The organism is Vibrio sp. 1CM7H (assembly GCF_023161645.1).
Taxonomy (GTDB): Bacteria; Pseudomonadota; Gammaproteobacteria; order Enterobacterales; family Vibrionaceae; genus Vibrio; species Vibrio diabolicus.
Window position 1 is genome coordinate 1 of sequence record NZ_JALNTV010000007.1, and the last position, 18675, is coordinate 18675.

16 protein-coding genes and 3 tRNA genes are annotated in these 18675 nt (G+C 46.0%); 17 read left to right on the forward strand and 2 right to left on the reverse strand.

Annotated features, from left to right (window positions below; genetic code table 11):
• The first annotated feature begins 105 nt into the window (after nucleotides 1-105).
• From MSG33_RS19175 to MSG33_RS19185, 3 genes are all read left to right on the forward strand, one after another.
• Nucleotides 106-190: transfer RNA gene (locus MSG33_RS19175), tRNA-Leu, on the forward strand.
• Between the two features lie 50 nt (nucleotides 191-240).
• Nucleotides 241-315: transfer RNA gene (locus MSG33_RS19180), tRNA-Gln, on the forward strand.
• Nucleotides 316-368: 53 nt separating this feature from the next.
• Nucleotides 369-453: transfer RNA gene (locus MSG33_RS19185), tRNA-Leu, on the forward strand.
• Nucleotides 454-588: 135 nt separating this feature from the next.
• Here MSG33_RS19185 and MSG33_RS19190 read toward each other — a convergent pair.
• Nucleotides 589-1767 (reverse strand): 2-octaprenyl-3-methyl-6-methoxy-1,4-benzoquinol hydroxylase, encoded by a 1179-nt coding sequence (locus MSG33_RS19190; RefSeq protein WP_243327061.1) that lies wholly within the window; start codon nucleotides 1765-1767, stop codon nucleotides 589-591.
• 257 nt (nucleotides 1768-2024) lie between these two features.
• On the opposite strand from MSG33_RS19190, the gene miaB reads away from it, so the two are divergent.
• The 5 genes from miaB (at nucleotide 2025) to lnt (ending at nucleotide 7643) form a co-directional block, all read left to right on the forward strand.
• Nucleotides 2025-3449, forward strand: a complete 1425-nt coding sequence (gene miaB, locus MSG33_RS19195; protein ID WP_005391310.1) for a tRNA (N6-isopentenyl adenosine(37)-C2)-methylthiotransferase MiaB — start codon at nucleotides 2025-2027, stop codon at nucleotides 3447-3449.
• A gap of 73 nt (nucleotides 3450-3522) precedes the next feature.
• Nucleotides 3523-4620 (forward strand): PhoH family protein, encoded by a 1098-nt coding sequence (locus MSG33_RS19200; protein ID WP_005373033.1) that lies wholly within the window; start codon nucleotides 3523-3525, stop codon nucleotides 4618-4620.
• Nucleotides 4621-4622: 2 nt separating this feature from the next.
• Nucleotides 4623-5087, forward strand: coding sequence for an rRNA maturation RNase YbeY (ybeY, locus tag MSG33_RS19205; protein WP_005391311.1), 465 nt, complete (start codon nucleotides 4623-4625; stop codon nucleotides 5085-5087).
• Between the two features lie 105 nt (nucleotides 5088-5192).
• Nucleotides 5193-6092 (forward strand): CNNM family magnesium/cobalt transport protein CorC, encoded by a 900-nt coding sequence (gene corC, locus MSG33_RS19210; RefSeq protein WP_005384118.1) that lies wholly within the window; start codon nucleotides 5193-5195, stop codon nucleotides 6090-6092.
• Nucleotides 6093-6125: 33 nt separating this feature from the next.
• Nucleotides 6126-7643, forward strand: a complete 1518-nt coding sequence (gene lnt / locus MSG33_RS19215; RefSeq protein WP_248381764.1) for an apolipoprotein N-acyltransferase — start codon at nucleotides 6126-6128, stop codon at nucleotides 7641-7643.
• 84 nt (nucleotides 7644-7727) lie between these two features.
• On the opposite strand, the gene MSG33_RS19220 is transcribed toward lnt, so the two are convergent.
• Nucleotides 7728-8198 (reverse strand): zinc ribbon-containing protein, encoded by a 471-nt coding sequence (locus MSG33_RS19220; RefSeq protein WP_005373024.1) that lies wholly within the window; start codon nucleotides 8196-8198, stop codon nucleotides 7728-7730.
• A 153-nt stretch (nucleotides 8199-8351) separates the two neighbouring features.
• Between MSG33_RS19220 and leuS the strand changes: the two genes are divergently transcribed.
• From leuS to MSG33_RS19265, 9 genes are all read left to right on the forward strand, one after another.
• The gene (gene leuS / locus MSG33_RS19225) at nucleotides 8352-10925 is read left to right on the forward strand and encodes a leucine--tRNA ligase (protein ID WP_199803774.1); all 2574 of its coding nucleotides are present in this window, start codon (nucleotides 8352-8354) and stop codon (nucleotides 10923-10925) included.
• A gap of 152 nt (nucleotides 10926-11077) precedes the next feature.
• Complete coding sequence (gene lptE, locus MSG33_RS19230; RefSeq protein ID WP_199803773.1) at nucleotides 11078-11617, forward strand: LPS assembly lipoprotein LptE; 540 nt, start codon at nucleotides 11078-11080, stop codon at nucleotides 11615-11617.
• Between the two features lie 5 nt (nucleotides 11618-11622).
• Entirely contained in the window at nucleotides 11623-12642 is a 1020-nt protein-coding gene (holA, locus tag MSG33_RS19235) for a DNA polymerase III subunit delta (RefSeq protein ID WP_248381765.1), read from the forward strand.
• Between the two features lie 88 nt (nucleotides 12643-12730).
• Nucleotides 12731-13048, forward strand: a complete 318-nt coding sequence (gene rsfS / locus MSG33_RS19240) for a ribosome silencing factor (RefSeq protein ID WP_005373015.1) — start codon at nucleotides 12731-12733, stop codon at nucleotides 13046-13048.
• Nucleotides 13049-13052: 4 nt separating this feature from the next.
• The gene (gene rlmH / locus MSG33_RS19245; protein ID WP_017821762.1) at nucleotides 13053-13523 is read left to right on the forward strand and encodes a 23S rRNA (pseudouridine(1915)-N(3))-methyltransferase RlmH; all 471 of its coding nucleotides are present in this window, start codon (nucleotides 13053-13055) and stop codon (nucleotides 13521-13523) included.
• Between the two features lie 29 nt (nucleotides 13524-13552).
• Nucleotides 13553-15469, forward strand: a complete 1917-nt coding sequence (gene mrdA / locus MSG33_RS19250) for a penicillin-binding protein 2 (RefSeq protein ID WP_005391316.1) — start codon at nucleotides 13553-13555, stop codon at nucleotides 15467-15469.
• The gene (gene rodA / locus MSG33_RS19255) at nucleotides 15469-16590 is read left to right on the forward strand and encodes a rod shape-determining protein RodA (RefSeq protein WP_005391317.1); all 1122 of its coding nucleotides are present in this window, start codon (nucleotides 15469-15471) and stop codon (nucleotides 16588-16590) included. Before mrdA ends, rodA begins: the two co-directional genes overlap by 1 nt.
• 2 nt (nucleotides 16591-16592) lie before the next feature.
• Nucleotides 16593-17396 (forward strand): septal ring lytic transglycosylase RlpA family protein, encoded by an 804-nt coding sequence (locus tag MSG33_RS19260; RefSeq protein WP_012842068.1) that lies wholly within the window; start codon nucleotides 16593-16595, stop codon nucleotides 17394-17396.
• 90 nt (nucleotides 17397-17486) lie between these two features.
• Nucleotides 17487-18665, forward strand: coding sequence for a serine hydrolase (locus MSG33_RS19265; protein WP_012842069.1), 1179 nt, complete (start codon nucleotides 17487-17489; stop codon nucleotides 18663-18665).
• Nucleotides 18666-18675 lie beyond the last annotated feature (10 nt).

Genomic DNA, 18675 nt, shown 5'->3' on the forward strand with positions numbered 1-18675 from the left:
GCGGAATTGGTAGACGCACCAGATTTAGGTTCTGGCGCCGCAAGGTGTGAGAGTTCAAGTCTCTCCTTCCGCACCATCTTAAATTAATCTACACTATCAGAATACGCGGAAGTGGCGGAATTGGTAGACGCACCAGATTTAGGTTCTGGCGCCGTAAGGTGTGAGAGTTCAAGTCTCTCCTTCCGCACCATTCTTTCTCTCGATAAGAGAGCTTAAGTAGTCTTTGGCTATTTACACTGTAGGGCTATCGCCAAGCGGTAAGGCAGCGGCTTTTGATGCCGCCATTCCCTGGTTCGAATCCAGGTAGCCCTGCCATATACAACGATATTGAGATTTTACCAATTATCTTGATATCTATAGATTAAGTTGCGGAAGTGGCGGAATTGGTAGACGCACCAGATTTAGGTTCTGGCGCCGCAAGGTGTGAGAGTTCAAGTCTCTCCTTCCGCACCATTATCGGAAAACCCAGCATGACTTTGCTGGGTTTTTTCTTTTTTTGGTTCTGGACTCGGGAAATCATTAGATTTGCCGAATTAAAAAAGCGAGCTCATGGCTCGCTTTTTTTCTATCTGTGATTTGAGTAGCTTACTACATACCTAACGCGTATTTCAGTACTTGAGCCTTAATTGGCCCTGAGTTTTCAGCAAGCTTCAATGCAGCATTACGTACGAACTTCAATGGCCCAAGATCGTTGCTAAAACCTTTATAGAAAAAGTCCATGCCCGTCTGCATGAGTAAGTTGTCAGGTCGACGTGCGCGTTCGTATTTCGCGAGTAAGGTATCTTCCAGCTTTTCTTGGTGTTCTGTTACCGAAAGGAGAACGTCTACATCTTTGAAGCCTAAGTTTACCCCTTGCCCTGCAAGCGGGTTAATCGTATGGGCAGAGTCACCCACTAACACGCAATTTTTGCTTGAGTAGCTTTGCGCATGACGACGAGTGAGTGGGAATGAGCCAAACTGTAAAACTTCAATATCGCCCAATTCAGCAGGGAAATGACGTAAGATTTCTTCCCTTAGTTGAGGTTTACCCATCGCACACAGTTGTTTAATGCGTTTTGGCGAGTCATACCAAACCAACGAACCTTGGCCTACTTCTTGACCGTCTTCATTAGTCAAAGAGCACAAAGGTAAAAATGAACGCGGGCCTGAAGGAGTAAATTGTTGCCAAGTGATATCTTGCTGTGGCAATTCTGTTTTCACGTTAATCAACATGCAGTGTTGTCGGTAATCCCACGCAGTCACACCAATTCCAGCCAATTGACGAACTTTAGAGTTTGCACCATCAGCACCAATTACCCAGTTAGCTTCAAACTGCACCCCACTTTCTAGTGTCACAAGGTTTACATCTGCAAACTCAATGTCTTTTAATCGCTCGGGACACATCACGGTTAGATTGTCATACTGAGAGAAGACTTGCCAAAGACCTAATTGGATTAGGCGGTTTTCAACGATATAACCTAGCTGCTCCAATGACAGTTCATCAGAGTGAAAACGAGTACGGCACTCCGGGTGCTCCCAAGTTTCTAAACGCCGATAAGGGCAAACTCGCATACTTTTAATTTCTGACCATGCGCCGAGTGAATCAAGTAACTCCACCGACTGGTGCGAAATCGCAGATACGCGAATATCCATCGCCTGAGCGGCATCAAAAGCTTTGGGTTTTGCACCTTCAACCAAGACAACGCTTCTGCCCTGCTTGGCAAATCCAACAGCGACGGCTGCCCCAACCATACCGCCACCGATCACGGCGATGTCATACTTGTTCATTTTTTACTCTTCATCGTGCTGATTAATTGGCGTTTTTTATTGTACTTTCCATGGCTATTTTTACAAAATTGTTTAACAAAAAACCTTGTTCTGCATAGGGCGAAAAACTAGATTTCATCAGGCTTTGCAGAGAATTAGCCAGATCACTAGTCAGGTGCTTTTTAAAGCAGTACAATACGCCGCTTACCGCCGTGATGGCGGCTATAATTTGAGCAATAGCTCTCCAATTTAAGTACAACTGAACGAGCGAAAGTGAGATGAGTAAGAAACTGCTAATTAAAACCTGGGGCTGCCAGATGAACGAATACGATTCATCAAAAATGGCCGACCTGCTTAATGCTGCAAACGGCTACGAGCTGACGGAAGAGCCAGAGGAAGCAGACGTACTTCTACTTAACACCTGTTCGATCCGTGAAAAAGCGCAAGAGAAAGTTTTCCACCAGCTTGGTCGCTGGAAAACACTAAAAGATAAAAAACCTGGCGTAGTTATCGGTGTAGGTGGTTGTGTAGCAACGCAAGAAGGTGACCATATTCGTGAACGTGCACCATACGTCGACGTTATTTTTGGCCCACAAACTCTGCACCGCCTACCTGAGATGATCAAACAATCTCAGTCGGATGACGCACCAGTTATGGACATTTCGTTCCCAGAGATCGAAAAGTTCGACCGCCTACCAGAGCCTCGTGCGGAAGGCGCGACAGCATTCGTTTCGATTATGGAAGGCTGCTCGAAGTACTGTACTTACTGTGTCGTACCGTACACTCGTGGTGAAGAAGTAAGCCGTCCAATGGATGATGTGCTGTTCGAAATCGCACAGCTTGCTGAACAAGGCGTACGTGAAGTAAACCTACTGGGTCAAAACGTAAACGCGTACCGCGGTCCAACACACGACGGTGAAATCTGTTCATTTGCAGAACTGCTTCGTTTGGTTGCGTCTATCGATGGTATCGACCGTATTCGTTTCACAACGAGCCACCCGCTAGAATTCACTGACGACATCATCGCGGTTTACGAAGATACGCCAGAGCTTGTGAGCTTCCTGCACTTACCTGTGCAAAGTGGTAGTGACCGTATCCTAACTATGATGAAACGCCCTCACACCGCTATCGAGTACAAGTCGATCATCCGTAAACTGCGTAAAGCTCGTCCTGATATTCAAATCAGTTCAGACTTTATTGTTGGTTTCCCTGGTGAGACAGACAAAGACTTCCAAGACACAATGAAGCTAATCAAAGATGTAGACTTTGACATGAGCTTCAGCTTCATCTTCTCTCCACGTCCAGGTACGCCAGCAGCGGATTACCCTTGTGATGTATCAGAACAAGTGAAGAAAGAGCGCCTTTACGAACTACAGCAAACTATCAATGCTCAAGCGATGCGTTACTCTCGCTTAATGCTTGGCACAGAACAACGTGTTCTAGTTGAAGGTCCTTCGAAGAAAAACCTAATGGAACTGCGCGCTCGTACAGAAAACAACCGTGTAGTAAACTTTGAAGGTAGTGCAGACCTAATTGGTCAGTTCGTTGATGTGAAGATCGTAGACGTATTTGCGAACTCACTGCGTGGTGAGCTAGTACGTACTGAAAAAGACATGGATCTTCGTAGTGTGATTTCCCCAACGCAGATGATGGCGAAAACACGTCGCGAAGATGAGCTGGGTGTAGCTACTTTTACGCCATAAGCTCGTATAAATAGCCATGGAGAGCCTGGTCGTTATCAGGCTCTCACTAAGTGGCAAAAAATGAGAGGCAACATTGAGTAATAAAATCGTAACTCTAGAAATTAACCTAGAACCTTCCGACAACCGCCGACTTGCTAGCCTGTGCGGTCCATTCGATGACAACATCAAGCATTTAGAACGCCGTCTAGGCGTTGAAATTAACCACCGTAGTGACCATTTTACAATTGTCGGTAAACCTCATACCGCATCAGCTGCGCTGGATATCCTGAAAACTCTGTATGTTGATACCGCGCCTGTACGAGGTGAGATCCCAGACATTGAGCCTGAACAGATCCATTTAGCGATTAAAGAGTCTGGTGTTCTTGAGCAGAATACTGAGTCTAATATCGAGCATGGTAAAGAAGTCTTCGTCAAAACCAAGAAAGGTGTGATCAAACCACGTACGCCAAACCAAGCGCAGTACTTAGTTAATATGGTCACGCATGATATTTCTTTTGGTATTGGCCCAGCTGGTACAGGTAAAACTTATCTTGCTGTTGCTGCAGCAGTTGACGCACTAGAGCGCCAAGAGATCCGTCGTATTCTATTGACGCGCCCTGCGGTTGAAGCCGGTGAGAAACTGGGCTTCCTACCTGGTGACTTAAGCCAGAAAGTCGACCCATACCTACGTCCGCTATACGATGCACTATTTGAAATGTTGGGCTTTGAGCGCGTAGAGAAGCTGATTGAACGTAACGTGATTGAGGTAGCCCCTCTTGCTTACATGCGTGGTCGTACTCTAAACGACGCTTTCATCATTCTTGATGAGAGTCAGAACACCACGGTTGAGCAGATGAAGATGTTCCTAACGCGTATTGGTTTTAACTCTCGCGCAGTTATCACTGGTGACGTCACGCAAATCGACTTACCTCGTGGTGCAAAATCGGGTCTTCGTCATGCTATTGAAGTACTAAGCGAAGTCGACGACATCAGCTTTAACTTCTTTTTAGCAGACGACGTTGTACGTCACCCAGTGGTTGCTCGTATCGTTAACGCGTATGAGAAGTGGGAAGCACAAGACCAGAAAGAGCGTAAAGAGTTCGAGAAGCGTCGTCGTGAAGAACGCGATGCGAAGTTATTAGAAGCAGCGAAAGCCGAACTGAATGCACAAGTTGCTTCCACTAAGGAATAATCATGGCGATTGAACTTGATCTGCAACTGGCAGTCGAAAATGAAGAAGGGCTGCCTTCGCAGCAAGATTTCCAATTGTGGCTAGATAAGACGATTCCTCTCTTCCAGCCACAAGCCGAAGTCACCATTCGCATTGTGGATGAACAAGAAAGTCACACGCTTAACCATGAGTATCGTGGTAAAGATAAACCGACCAATGTGTTGTCTTTTCCATTTGAAGCCCCTCCAGGTATGGAAATAGATTTACTTGGCGACTTAATTATTTGCCGCCAAGTCGTTGAAAAAGAGGCAATTGAACAGAACAAGCCTCTGTTAGCACATTGGGCGCATATGGTTGTACATGGCAGCTTGCATCTGCTAGGTTATGATCATATTGAGGATGACGAAGCCGAAGAGATGGAGTCCCTCGAAACCGAAATCATGCAAGGTATGGGCTATGAAGACCCTTACATTGCTGAAAAAGAGTAGCCATTGGCTATTCAGCAGGGAAAGGCGAACCACCAAAATGATTCTCGTGTTCGCCTCTCTATGTGTGCTATCACACTTCTGATAGCGTTACTTAATTGAGAAACAATGAACGAAGATAATTCTCCCTCTTCTAACGAAGATAAGAAAGAAAAGGCAGAAGGTCCGAGTAGAAAGTCCTTCTTTGAACGTCTAGGTCAATTATTTCAGGGCGAACCAAAAGATCGCCAAGAGCTTGTGGATGTTATCCGTGACTCTGAAGTCAATGACCTGATTGACCATGACACCCGCGATATGCTTGAAGGTGTTATGGAAATCTCCGAAATGCGCGTGCGTGACATTATGATCCCGCGTTCGCAAATGGTTACGGTTGAGCGTACTCACGACCTTGATACCTTGGTTGCCTTGATTACCGATGCTCAACACTCTCGCTACCCTGTGATCAGCGAAGATAAAGACCATGTGGAAGGCATTCTTCTTGCGAAGGACTTACTTAAATACTTAGGCTCAGGCAGTAATCCATTTGATATCGAAGAAGTTATTCGACCAGCCGTTGTGGTACCGGAAAGTAAACGCGTTGATCGACTGCTGAAAGAGTTCCGTGAAGAACGTTATCATATGGCCATTGTTGTCGATGAATTCGGTGGTGTTTCTGGTCTTGTGACCATTGAAGATATCCTTGAAGAAATCGTCGGGGATATCGAAGATGAATTCGATGAAAGCGAAGAGACAGACATTCGTAAGCTTAGCAAGCATACGTTTGCTGTCAGAGCGCTGACAACCATCGAAGAGTTTAATGAGACATTTGGAACTAACTTCAGCGATGAGGAAGTAGATACCGTTGGTGGCATGGTCATGACTGCCTTTGGTCACTTACCTTCTCGTGGTGAACTGGTTGAAATTGAAGGTTACAACTTCAAAGTCACCGCTGCCGATAACCGTCGTGTCATTCAACTCCAAGTGACGATCCCAGACGAAGAAACCCTGGTTGAAGCCACTCAAGAGTAACGCGATACCCATTGGGAATCTCAGAAAATTATAATGATGAATGAACTCTTTCATCGCCTCAAGCGGCCCTTAGTGGCCGCTTTTGTTGGCGCCTCTACTACGCTCGCTTTTGCACCTTACCAGTTGTGGCCTGTTGCCATTCTTAGCCCAGCTATTCTACTGATTCTTCTTGCTAACCAAACTCCGAAACGTGCACTGTGGATTGGCTATGCTTGGGGGTTGGGTCAATTTGCAACTGGCGTTAGCTGGGTGTACGTCAGTATCTCCGGCTTTGGTGGCATGCCACTGATTGCCAATTTATTTTTAATGGGCTTGCTTGTCGCCTACTTGGCTGTTTATTCAGGCTTATTTGCTTGGCTTAACAACAAGCTATTTCCTCAATTCACACTCACAAAAGCGCTTCTCGCTGCGCCCGCTTTATGGCTAATCAGTGATTGGTTGCGTGGTTGGGTGATGACCGGCTTCCCGTGGCTATGGCTAGGCTACAGCCAGATTGATGCTCCACTAGCAAGCTTTGCGCCTATCGGTGGCGTGGAACTGCTCACTCTGTTTATCCTTATTAGTGCGGGGGCATTAGCCTATGCTTGGGTTCATAAACAGTGGCTGATGGTGGTTATTCCCGCGGTATTACTCAGCACAGGCTTTGGGATTCGAAACTACGATTGGGTAACACCTCGGCCAGAAGACACGACTAAGCTCGCGCTGATTCAAGGTAACGTTGACCAAAACCTTAAGTGGCTGCCAAGCCAACGTTGGCCAACCATCATGAAATACACCGATCTCACTCGTGAAAACTGGGACGCTGATATTATCGTCTGGCCAGAAGCTGCAATTCCTGCTTTTGAAATTGAAGTGCCTTCATTTTTGAGCAATATCGACAGCGCAGCAAAAATGAATAACAGCGCAATCATCACTGGTGTCGTCAACCAAGCTGAAGATCGACAGTTCTACAACAGTATCCTGTCCCTTGGCATCACGCCATACGGTGACTACAGTTTCGACTTGAGCGAACGCTACCATAAGCATCACCTATTACCGTTTGGTGAGTTTGTACCATTTGAAGATATTTTGCGCCCATTAGCGCCATTCTTTAACTTACCGATGTCGTCGTTTAGCCGTGGGGCTTTTGTGCAGCCCAACATCGTTGCGAATGGCATGCACATGGCACCAGCGCTTTGCTATGAGATCATCTTTAATGAGCAAGTGCGTCAAAATGTGACTGACGAAACAGACTTCATTCTAACGCTATCGAACGACGCATGGTTTGGTCACTCTATCGGCCCTCTTCAGCATATGGAGATCGCCCGTATGCGTGCCTTAGAATTAGGTAAACCGCTCATCCGCTCGACTAACAACGGATTAACAGCGGTAACCGATCACAAGGGTAAAATCGTTGAGCAAGTACCGCAGTTTGAAACTGCAGTACTGCGCGCAGAGCTCACCCCAACCGATGGGAAAACGCCATATCGAATCGTTGGTACTTGGCCATTGTATATTTGGGTTGGGTTAAGTTTAGCGCTGGCTTTCGGTTTAAGAAGAAAACAGAGCTGATAACAGCTTGAAAGTAGAAAAGACAAAAAAGAGGCGACCAAGCCTCTTTTTTATTCATTACATTATACAGTCGTTACGCGCCATTTATGGCTTTAATGACTGGCGAGTAAAGCCTTTGTGACCACATTTAATACACGGAATGATTACAGTTGGGTGGTTATACGTTGTCTTGTGACCACACTCATCACAGACCAAGGTACCTAAGCCTATCACCTCTCCTGCTTCATATAGCCCTTGATGCTCTAAGTCATCGAACAACTCAACCCACTCAACTTTAGTTCGGTCTGTAATCTCTAACAGCCCTTGCCATATCGAATCCGCAATCGTTAAGTAAAACGGACCACTTTTACTGTCCTCGTAACTCTCTGAAAACTCTTTTAAGTCTGCTTTAAGGTACGCTTTGATTAAAGCCAATTCATCTTTGGTCAAGTCATTAGCAGCATCCACCACTTTGCCCGACGTCTCAATCGCTTTGTTAACTTCTTCCGGACTGTGCTTCAAGGTTTCAATCACATCCTCGAGCATTTCCTCATAACCTGTTTTACGTTTAGGCATAACTGACCTCCATCTTTCTCCTACCTGCGTCACTTAAGGGCGCATGGGTACAGATTGGCTATTGTTGTGATCCCTAGCTTTAGGTATTCTATGACGATCTATTTAAGTCTGTTCTAACCGAACTCACAAATTCCAAGATAACGGATACCATCGATGCAAGAACAATACAACCCACAAGATATTGAACAAAAAGTTCAAAAGCACTGGGATGACAACAAAACCTTTGTTGTAAGTGAAGACCCAAATAAAGAAAAATTCTACTGTCTATCCATGTTCCCATACCCAAGTGGTCGACTGCACATGGGTCACGTGCGCAACTACACTATCGGTGATGTAGTATCTCGTTTCCAACGCCTACAAGGCAAAAACGTGATGCAACCAATCGGTTGGGACGCATTCGGTCTACCTGCAGAAAACGCAGCAGTAAAAAACAAAACTGCACCAGCACCTTGGACTTACGAAAACATCGAATACATGAAGAACCAACTTAAGCTTCTAGGCTTTGGTTACGATTGGAACCGTGAATTCGCAACATGTACACCGGAGTACTACCGCTGGGAGCAAGAGTTCTTCACTAAACTTTACGAGAAAGGTTTAGTTTACAAAAAGACTTCTTCTGTTAACTGGTGTCCTAACGACCAAACTGTTCTTGCAAACGAGCAGGTTGAAGACGGTTGTTGCTGGCGTTGTGATACGCCTGTAGAGCAAAAAGAAATCCCTCAATGGTTCATCAAAATCACTGAGTACGCTCAAGAGCTACTAGACGACCTAGACAAGCTTGAAGGTTGGCCTGAAATGGTGAAAACCATGCAGCGCAACTGGATTGGCCGCTCTGAAGGCGTTGAGCTGAAGTTTGAAGTTAAGGGTCAACAAGACCTAGAAGTTTACACAACACGTCCAGATACGCTAATGGGTGTGACTTACGTGGGCATCGCTGCTGGTCACCCTCTTGCAGCTCTTGCTGCAGAGAACAATCCAGAGCTTGCAGCGTTTATCGACGAATGTAAGAACAACAAGGTTGCAGAAGCTGAGCTAGCGACAATGGAGAAGAAAGGTATGGCTACTGGCCTTACTGCTATTCATCCATTGAACGGCCGTGAAGTACCAGTATACGTAGCAAACTTCGTATTGATGGACTACGGTACAGGCGCGGTAATGGCAGTACCTGCACACGACCAACGTGACTACGAGTTCGCAACGAAGTACGGTCTAGACATCGTGCCAGTTATCAAGCCTGCTGATGGCAGCGAGCTAGACATCTCTGAAGCAGCATACACAGAGAAAGGCGTACTGTTCGATTCAGGTGAATTCGACGGCCTAGAATTCCAAGCGGCGTTCGATGCAATTGCAGCGAAGCTAGAAGCAGAAGGCAAAGGCATTAAGACTGTAAACTTCCGTCTACGCGACTGGGGTGTATCTCGTCAACGTTACTGGGGCGCACCAATCCCAATGGTAACGACTGAAGACGGTGAAGTTCACCCAGTACCTGCTGACCAACTACCAGTGATTCTTCCAGAAGACGTGGTAATGGACGGCGTAACCAGCCCAATCAAAGCAGATAAAGAATGGGCGAAGACCACATTCAACGGCGAACCTGCTCTACGTGAGACAGATACGTTCGATACGTTCATGGAATCTTCTTGGTACTACGCGCGTTACTGTTCACCGCAAGCAGACGACATCCTAGATCCAGAAAAAGCAAACTACTGGCTACCAGTAGACCAGTACATCGGCGGTATCGAGCACGCTTGTATGCACCTACTGTACTCACGCTTCTTCCACAAGTTGCTACGTGACGCGGGCTACGTAACGTCTGACGAACCGTTCAAGCAACTACTGTGTCAAGGCATGGTACTAGCTGATGCGTTCTACTTCGAGAACGAGAAAGGCGGCAAAGAGTGGGTAGCTCCAACAGACGTAGCCGTTGAACGTGATGGTAAAGGCCGCATTACTTCTGCTAAAGACACTGAAGGTCGCGATGTAACGCACTCAGGCATGATCAAGATGTCTAAGTCTAAGAACAACGGTATCGACCCTCAAGAAATGGTAGATAAGTACGGCGCTGACACAGTACGTCTATTCATGATGTTCGCGTCTCCAGCAGACATGACGCTTGAATGGCAAGAGTCTGGCGTAGAAGGTGCGAACCGCTTCCTGAAACGTGTTTGGAAACTAGTGAAAGAGCACACAGCGAAAGGCGCAGCAGAAGCAGTAGATACAGCCGCGCTTTCTGGTGATCAAAAAGCACTTCGCCGTGACGTTCACAAAACCATCGCGAAAGTGACGGACGATATCGCTCGTCGTCAAACATTCAACACCGCGATCGCAGCGATCATGGAGCTGATGAACAAACTAGCGAAAGCGCCTCAAGAATCTGCGCAAGATCGTGCAATCCTTGACGAAGCGCTGAAAGCTATTGTTGTCATGCTTTACCCTATCACTCCGCATATCTCATACGAGCTATGGGCAGCACTAGGTGAAACAGACATTGATAACGCGGCATGGCCGACGTTTGACGAAAAAGCGCTAGTTGAAGACGAAAAAACTATCGTTGTTCAAGTTAACGGTAAGCTACGTGCGAAGCTAACAGTTCCAGCAGATATCTCTAAAGACGATATCGAACAGCTTGGTCTAAACGACGAAAACGTGGTTAAGTTCACTGATGGCCTGACTATTCGTAAAGTCATTTACGTTCCAGGTAAACTGCTGAACATCGTTGCAAACTAATCACAGCTTGCAATTTGTCTCTGTTTAGCGAACTTATTTGTTAACCAAGAGTCATTAAACAGGGTAGTTCGCTACCCTGTTTATTTACCTCAAACCATTCACATGAGTGGTTTAAGGTAAATAACCCCTTCAATTTAGGATGAATACAATCAATGCGCTTTTTCTCTTTGATTAAACTACCAGTGGTATTGGTATTAGCGGGGCTTCTTTCTGCCTGTGGTTTTCACCTTCGCGGCGAGTATTCCGTACCGGAAGAGCTGCACACTATGTCTTTCTCCAGCTACGATGAATACAGTGAATTAACTCGCTATGTTCGCTCTCAACTCGAACTGAACAAAGTTGAACTTGTTCAACCATCATCGACTGTACCCAACCTTCATTTGACGGAAGCGACTATCGATGAGCGTACACTGTCTCTGTATCAAAATAGCCGTGCAGCAGAAAAAGAGCTGACATACGTAGTAAAATACCGTGTGACGATTCCTGGCTATGGCTCTAAAAACTTTACGACAACAGTAAACCGCAACTACCTAGACAACCCGTTGACGGCACTTGCAAAATCTGTTGAACGTGACGTAATTGAAGACGAGATGCGCTTGCAAGCTGCAAAACAGATGATGCGCCAGTTGGGCCGTATTCGTGCCGAATATGAAGCAGGACAAATCTCTGAGCCATCGAACACAAACTCTTAATCACTATGCGAATTTATGCCGATAAATTAACGGATCATTTAACTAAACACGTTAAACAAGTTTACCTAATCTTTGGTAATGAGCCGTTACTGATTCAAGAGAGCCGCCAAGCAATCCAAAAGGCAGCGTTTCAACAAGGTTTTGAGGAAAAACACCGTTTTGCGGTAGACACAAGCATCGACTGGAATCAAGTTTACGATTGCTTCCAAGCGATGAGCCTGTTCTCAAACCGTCAATTGATCGAGCTTGAAATTCCAGAAAGTGGCGTGACAACCACCGTCAGCAAAGAGCTGCAAACACTGTGTGATATGCTGCATGATGACATCATGCTCGTCATTGTTGGTAGCAAACTGACCAAAGCCCAAGAAAATGCGAAATGGTTCAAAGCATTAAGCTCAAAAGGCGACTGGGTAAGCTGTTTGTCGCCAGATCTACAACGCTTACCTATGTTCATTCAGGCACGTTGCCGCGCGTTGGGCCTAAAACCCGATCAACAATCACTGCAAATGTTGGCTCAATGGCATGAAGGTAACCTGTTTGCATTGTCACAAAGCTTAGAGAAATTGGCCCTACTCTACCCGGATGGTGAGCTGACCATCATACGTTTAGAGGAAGCCCTAAGTCGCCATAATCACTTTACTACGTTTAACTGGATCGACGCCTTACTGGCAGGTAAAGCAAACCGTGCACAACGTATTCTTCGCCAACTTGAGGCGGAAGGGGTCGAGACCGTGATCTTGATTCGAAGTGTACAAAAAGAGTTGAGCCAACTTTTAAATATGCATCAAGACTTAACTCAAATGGGAATGAACCAGGTATTTGAGAAATATCGAGTTTGGCAAAACAAGCGTCCACTCTATAACGCAGCACTGACCCGCTTATCGGCGAGTCGTATTTGTGCATTGCTCTCCTTGTTGGCTCAAGCAGAGATAAAAGCCAAAACTCAATATGACGAGTCTGTATGGCCAACTATTCATCAGTTGAGCTTAGAAACCTGCTCTCCTGATATTAAGCTGGCAATTTAAAAATCAAAGCGTGATATAGTGCGCGACCTGTTTTGCAAGCAAGAATGTAAAACACTGTAGAGATAAGAGACAAACCGAGGAAAACCGAGTGCTTCGCGAAGAACTGAAAGACTTTTTAGCTGATAAAGCCGACGACATGAAAGCGGAAGACATTATCGTCCTAAACGTGGAAGATAAATCAAGCGTGACAGATTACATGATCATCTGTACTGGCACATCCAAACGCCACGTTTCATCCATCGCTGACCACGTTGCAACAGAAGTGAAAAAAGCCGGTCTTGAGCCACTAGGAATGGAAGGTGAAAACGAAGGTGAATGGGTAGTCCTAGATATGGGCGACGCCATGCTTCACGTGATGCAAGAAGAGCACCGCGAACTCTACCAGCTAGAAAAACTCTGGGGTTAATCTTTTGAAAATTCAACTAATTGCTGTTGGCACAAAAATGCCAAAATGGGTTGAGGAAGGCTTTCAAGAATATCGTCGCCGTTTCCCACATGATATGCCATTGGAGTTGATTGAAATCTCTGCTGGCAAACGTGGAAAAAATGCCGATATCGCTCGCATCCTGCAAAAAGAAGGGGAAGCGATGCTCGCTGCGGTACCAAAAGGCAACCGTATCGTCACGTTAGATATCCCAGGTAAAAAATGGGACACTCCTCAACTTGCTGAGCAGTTAGAAGCTTGGAAATTAGATGGCCGTGATGTATCAATCTTAATCGGCGGTCCTGAAGGACTCGCTCCTGCATGCAAAGCTGCAGCAGACCAAAGCTGGTCATTGTCTGCCTTAACGCTACCCCACCCTTTAGTGCGTATCGTAATGGCAGAAAGCTTATACCGAGCGTGGAGCATCACCGCGAACCATCCTTACCACCGCGAATAATCGTTGTTTAACTTTAGAGCCAAGCGTTAATGATTCGTAAGCGCCGCAGTCAAATCCGAGATTATCAAGCCGAAGCGCGTCTGTTTGCCAGCCGCGCTATTGTCGCTTTTATCGGCATTGTTCTCTTGATGGGAGCTCTGGTCGCCAACATGTACAACATTCAGGTGAACCAGTTTCAAGATTATCAAACCCGCTCGAACGATAACCGTATCAAAGTGGTTCCTATCGCGCCCAACCGAGGTCTGATTTATGACCGAAATGGTGTTTTACTGGCAGAGAACCGTCCCGTCTTTAACTTAGAACTGACTCCAGAAAAAATTAAAGACATTGATGCAACCATCCAAGAACTACAAACCATTCTGGAAATTACCCCAGATCAGATTGAACGTTTCCACCAAGAGCGTAAACGGACTCGTCGATTTAAGTCAGTCCCACTGCTGACCCAACTGAACGAAAAACAAGTAGCGGTATTCTCCGTCAATCAGTACCGCTTTCCTGGTGTAGAAATAAGTGCGACCTTAAAGCGCTATTACCCTTTCAGCGAAGTCTTAACCCACGTGATTGGTTACGTTTCTCGAATCAATGATCGCGACATGCAGCGCCTGATCCGAGAAGAAAAAGACGCAAACTATCAAGCCACTCGCGACATTGGTAAGCTGGGTATCGAAAAATACTACGAAGACCTCTTACACGGTACGGCCGGATATCAAGAAGTCGAGGTAAACAGCCGCGGCCGAGTAATTCGTACGTTAAAGTACGTTCCACCTGTACCCGGAAAAGACATCGTTTTAAACCTTGATATCAACTTGCAGCTGTACGTACACCAATTATTGGATGGCCGCAGAGGCAGTGCTGTAGTGATCGATCCTAGAGACAACGGCGTACTGGCTATGGTTTCAAGCCCTAGCTACGATCCTAACTCGTTCGTGCACGGAATCTCAGGTAAAGACTATCGCGCCCTTTTGAACGATAAAAACCGTCCTTTGGTCAACCGTACCACACTTGGCATTTACCCACCTGCGTCTACCATCAAACCATTTATGGCGGTAGCCGCGCTACAAGAAGGTGTCGTCACACCGAACACTACGCGAAATGATCCTGGTTATTGGCGCATACCAAACTCCAACACACGCCCGTTCCGTGACTGGTTGCGTTGGGGGCACGGACGCGTCGATATCATTAAGTCGATCGAAGAGTCTGTTGATACTTTCTACTATCAAATCGCTTATGACATGGGTATTGACCGTATTTCGAATTGGATGATGATGTTCGGTTTTGGTGATTACACTGGCATTGATATCTACGAAGAAAGTAAGGCGAATATGCCGACTCGTGACTGGAAAATGTCTCGCCATAAAACCCCATGGTATAAAGGTGATACGATCCCTGTGGGTATCGGCCAAGGATATTGGACAGCAACACCAATGCAAATCGCCAAAGCGACCTCCGTATTAGTAAATGAGGGAGAAGTGATCGCACCTCACTTGCTCAAAGCGACGATAGAGAACGGCAACGACTTCGAAGAACAACAAACAACAGAATACGTGACTTACCCGCCAATCAAGAATGTACCGAAAAAGTACTGGGATATGGCGAAAGAAGGCATGCGTCGTGTAAACCATGGCACGCGCGGAACAGCTCGCCGCTCATTCTACAAAATGAGTTATCAAACAGCGGGTAAATCAGGTACTGCGCAAGTCTTCGGTCTGGGTGAAAATGAAGAGTACAACGCAGATGAGATCGCCGAGCACTTACGTGACCATGCGTTATTTACTGGCTTTGCACCATTTGATGATCCTAAAGTGGTCGTCACTGTAGTGCTAGAAAACGCCGGCGGTGGCTCTAGCAACGGAGCCCCAGTAGTGAGAAAGATCTTTGATCGAGTCGTACTTGGCCCAGAAGAAATTGAGCCTGAAAACAATGCGAAGAAAGAGGTAAAACAGTAATGAAGATGGATCCCTCTACAGGTAAAAATCGCGCCCTGTTTGAACGCTTCCATATCGACTTACCACTCCTACTTGGCATATTGGCCCTGATGGGGTTTGGCCTCGTGATCATGTACAGCGCTAGTGGCCAAAGTTTACTGATGATGGATCGCCAAGCTATGCGGATGGTGCTTTCACTCGTTGTGATGATCGTTCTTGCGCAGCTTTCTCCACGAACCTACGAGAGCCTTGCACCTTTGATGTTCGTCGGCGGCGTCATACTGCTTTTTGGCGTACTGTTTTTCGGTGAAGCATCTAAAGGCGCACAGCGTTGGCTTAACCTCGGTTTTGTGCGCTTTCAACCTTCCGAGTTATTGAAGCTCGCGGTGCCATTAATGGTGGCACGCTATGTTGGTCGACAGCCCCTTCCGCCAACGCTAAAAACACTCATCGTTGCACTGATTATGGTCTGCTTGCCAACCATCCTCATTGCAAAACAGCCTGACTTAGGGACCTCTATTCTAATCGCCGCTTCCGGTATTTTTGTTATCTTCCTCGCGGGCATTAGTTGGAAAATCATCGCTGGTGCTGCAATTGCACTGGGTGGTTTCATTCCGATTTTGTGGTTTTTCTTGATGCGTGAGTATCAAAAAGTACGAGTTCGTACTCTGTTTAATCCAGAGTCAGATCCGCTTGGTGCGGGCTACCACATTATTCAGAGTAAAATTGCGATTGGCTCCGGTGGTATTTCCGGTAAAGGCTGGTTGCAAGGTACTCAGTCACAACTGGAATTTCTTCCTGAACGACACACTGACTTTATCTTTGCAGTAATTGCTGAAGAATGGGGTATGATTGGCTTCCTTTGCCTTTTAGCCATCTATCTATTTATTATTGGACGAGGTTTATACCTCGCCAGCCAAGCGCAAACCGCATTTGGACGAATGATGGCAGGCAGTATTGTACTCAGCTTCTTCGTGTATATTTTTGTAAATATTGGCATGGTAAGTGGCATCCTACCTGTAGTAGGTGTACCGTTGCCACTCATTAGTTATGGCGGCACATCAATGGTAACCTTGATGGCTGGCTTTGGTATTCTGATGTCAATTCATACGCACCGAAAAGCATTCTCTAAGGCGACCTAGACATGCAAAAACGCGCTTTATATTCCTTGGTTTTCTCAGCTCTTATTTTGGCAGGCTGTTCATCCACCAGCCAAAAAACGCAAGACGGCCGTTACGAACTCGAATCCGATGTTGCACCTGATACACCGCTTTCAGTCGAACACATCGAGGATGCGCACCCTAAATATGAACCTTACAGCTTAGGTGGCAACAAGGATTACCACTTGCGCGGAAAAGACTACAAGATAGTTCGCGATGCCAAAGGCTTTAAGGAAAAAGGCCGAGCGTCTTGGTATGGGAAGAAGTTCCAAGGTCATTTGACTTCTAATGGCGAAATCTATGACATGTACTCAATGACGGCTGCGCATAAAACGCTACCGTTACCAAGTTACGTAAAAGTCACCAACACTGACAACGGCAAAACTACCGTAGTACGAGTTAATGACCGAGGTCCGTTTCACGATGGCCGTATTATCGATTTAAGCTATGCCGCAGCACATAAGTTAGATGTGATAAAAACAGGTACAGCGAACGTGGAAATTGAAGTAATCAGTATCAATCAGCCCACGGATAAAAAATCATTAGAAGCGCACCCTAAGTACGTTATTCAGGTGGCATCATCAAAAAATGAAGAACGCGCACGAACTTTAGGGACAGAGCTTGGTCAAAAACTGGATACAGAAACTTTCCTAGAAAATGCGAAAGAGTCTTATCGCTTGTTGTTAGGGCCATTTACTGACTACTCCCTGACGCAAGCCACTCTAGATAAAGTAAAGTTGCTCGGCTATTCGTCTGCATTTATTAAAAAACACAACACTGCCAAATGACCTAGTGTCATGAATTTCTCCTCGATCCCCTCTTACATAGCTGGGGATTCTGATAAGATGTCCGCAGTTAACCCAAAAATTTGAATTACCATGAATAAAAATAAGTTTGTGAAATCTATTCTCGTTTCTTCGGTTGCCCTTTCTGCAACTTTCGCTCAATCTGCTCTTGCATCACCTATCGTTGTTCCAGATGCCCCTCAAATCGCGGCGAAGGGCTACGTACTGATGGATTACCATTCAGGTAAAGTACTGGCAGAGAAAGAGATGAACACAAAATTGTCTCCAGCTAGTCTGACTAAGATGATGACCAGCTACGTAATCGGCCAAGAACTAGCGCGTGGTAATATCTCAGAAGATGACGATGTCACCATCAGTAAAAATGCATGGGCGAAAAACTTCCCTGAATCATCAAAAATGTTCATTGAAGTAGGCACAACTGTAAAAGTACGTGACCTAAACCGCGGTATCATTGTCCAGTCTGGTAACGATGCCTGTGTAGCGATGGCTGAACACATTGCAGGCTCAGAAGATGCGTTTGTTGACCTAATGAACGCTTGGGCCAACACACTAGGTATGACGAACTCGCACTTTGCCAACGTTCATGGTCTAGATAACGCCGAGCTGTACTCGACACCATACGACATGGCATTGCTAGGTAAAGCCCTGATCCGTGACGTACCAAATGAGTACCGCGTGTACTCAGAGAAGAAATTCACTTACAACGGCATCACCCAATACAACCGTAACGGTCTACTTTGGGATAAGAGCATGAACGTTGACGGCATCAAAACGGGTCACACAAGCAATGCGGGTTACAGCCTAGTAAGTTCAGCAACTGAAGGCCAAATGCGTTTGGTTGCGGTCGTTATGGGCACGAAAGATGCCAATGCTCGTAAGTCAGAAAGCAAAAAGCTACTAAGCTACGGCTTCCGTTTCTTCGAAACAGTAGCACCGCACAAAGCAGGTGAAACGTTCGTTGAAGAAAAAGTGTGGATGGGTAACAAAGACACTGTAGCGTTAGGCCTTGACCAAGATACTTACGTAACACTACCACGTGGTGAAGCGAAAAACCTAAAAGCCAGCTTCGTCCTTGAAAAAGAGCTAGAAGCCCCAATTAATAAAGGTGATGTAGTTGGTAAGCTATACTATCAGATCGATGGTGAAGATATTGCCGAATACCCACTAATGGCACTAGAAACCGTAGAGCAAGGTAGTCTATTTAGCCGCATGTGGGATTACATCGTATTGTTATTCAAGAGCTTCTTTTAAGAAGGACGTT

Bases quoted from the DNA above. Each gene is read 5' to 3' on its own strand.
- MSG33_RS19190 (WP_243327061.1), bottom strand. From the start codon at position 1,767: ATGAACAAGTATGACATCGCCGTGATCGGTGGCGGTATGGTTGGGGCA.
- miaB (WP_005391310.1), top strand. From the start codon at position 2,025: ATGAGTAAGAAACTGCTAATTAAAACCTGGGGCTGCCAGATGAACGAA.
- ybeY (WP_005391311.1), top strand. From the start codon at position 4,623: ATGGCGATTGAACTTGATCTGCAACTGGCAGTCGAAAATGAAGAAGGG.
- corC (WP_005384118.1), top strand. From the start codon at position 5,193: ATGAACGAAGATAATTCTCCCTCTTCTAACGAAGATAAGAAAGAAAAG.
- lnt (WP_248381764.1), top strand. From the start codon at position 6,126: ATGATGAATGAACTCTTTCATCGCCTCAAGCGGCCCTTAGTGGCCGCT.
- MSG33_RS19220 (WP_005373024.1), bottom strand. From the start codon at position 8,198: ATGCCTAAACGTAAAACAGGTTATGAGGAAATGCTCGAGGATGTGATT.
- leuS (WP_199803774.1), top strand. From the start codon at position 8,352: ATGCAAGAACAATACAACCCACAAGATATTGAACAAAAAGTTCAAAAG.
- lptE (WP_199803773.1), top strand. From the start codon at position 11,078: ATGCGCTTTTTCTCTTTGATTAAACTACCAGTGGTATTGGTATTAGCG.
- holA (WP_248381765.1), top strand. From the start codon at position 11,623: ATGCGAATTTATGCCGATAAATTAACGGATCATTTAACTAAACACGTT.
- mrdA (WP_005391316.1), top strand. From the start codon at position 13,553: ATGATTCGTAAGCGCCGCAGTCAAATCCGAGATTATCAAGCCGAAGCG.
- rodA (WP_005391317.1), top strand. From the start codon at position 15,469: ATGAAGATGGATCCCTCTACAGGTAAAAATCGCGCCCTGTTTGAACGC.
- MSG33_RS19260 (WP_012842068.1), top strand. From the start codon at position 16,593: ATGCAAAAACGCGCTTTATATTCCTTGGTTTTCTCAGCTCTTATTTTG.
- MSG33_RS19265 (WP_012842069.1), top strand. From the start codon at position 17,487: ATGAATAAAAATAAGTTTGTGAAATCTATTCTCGTTTCTTCGGTTGCC.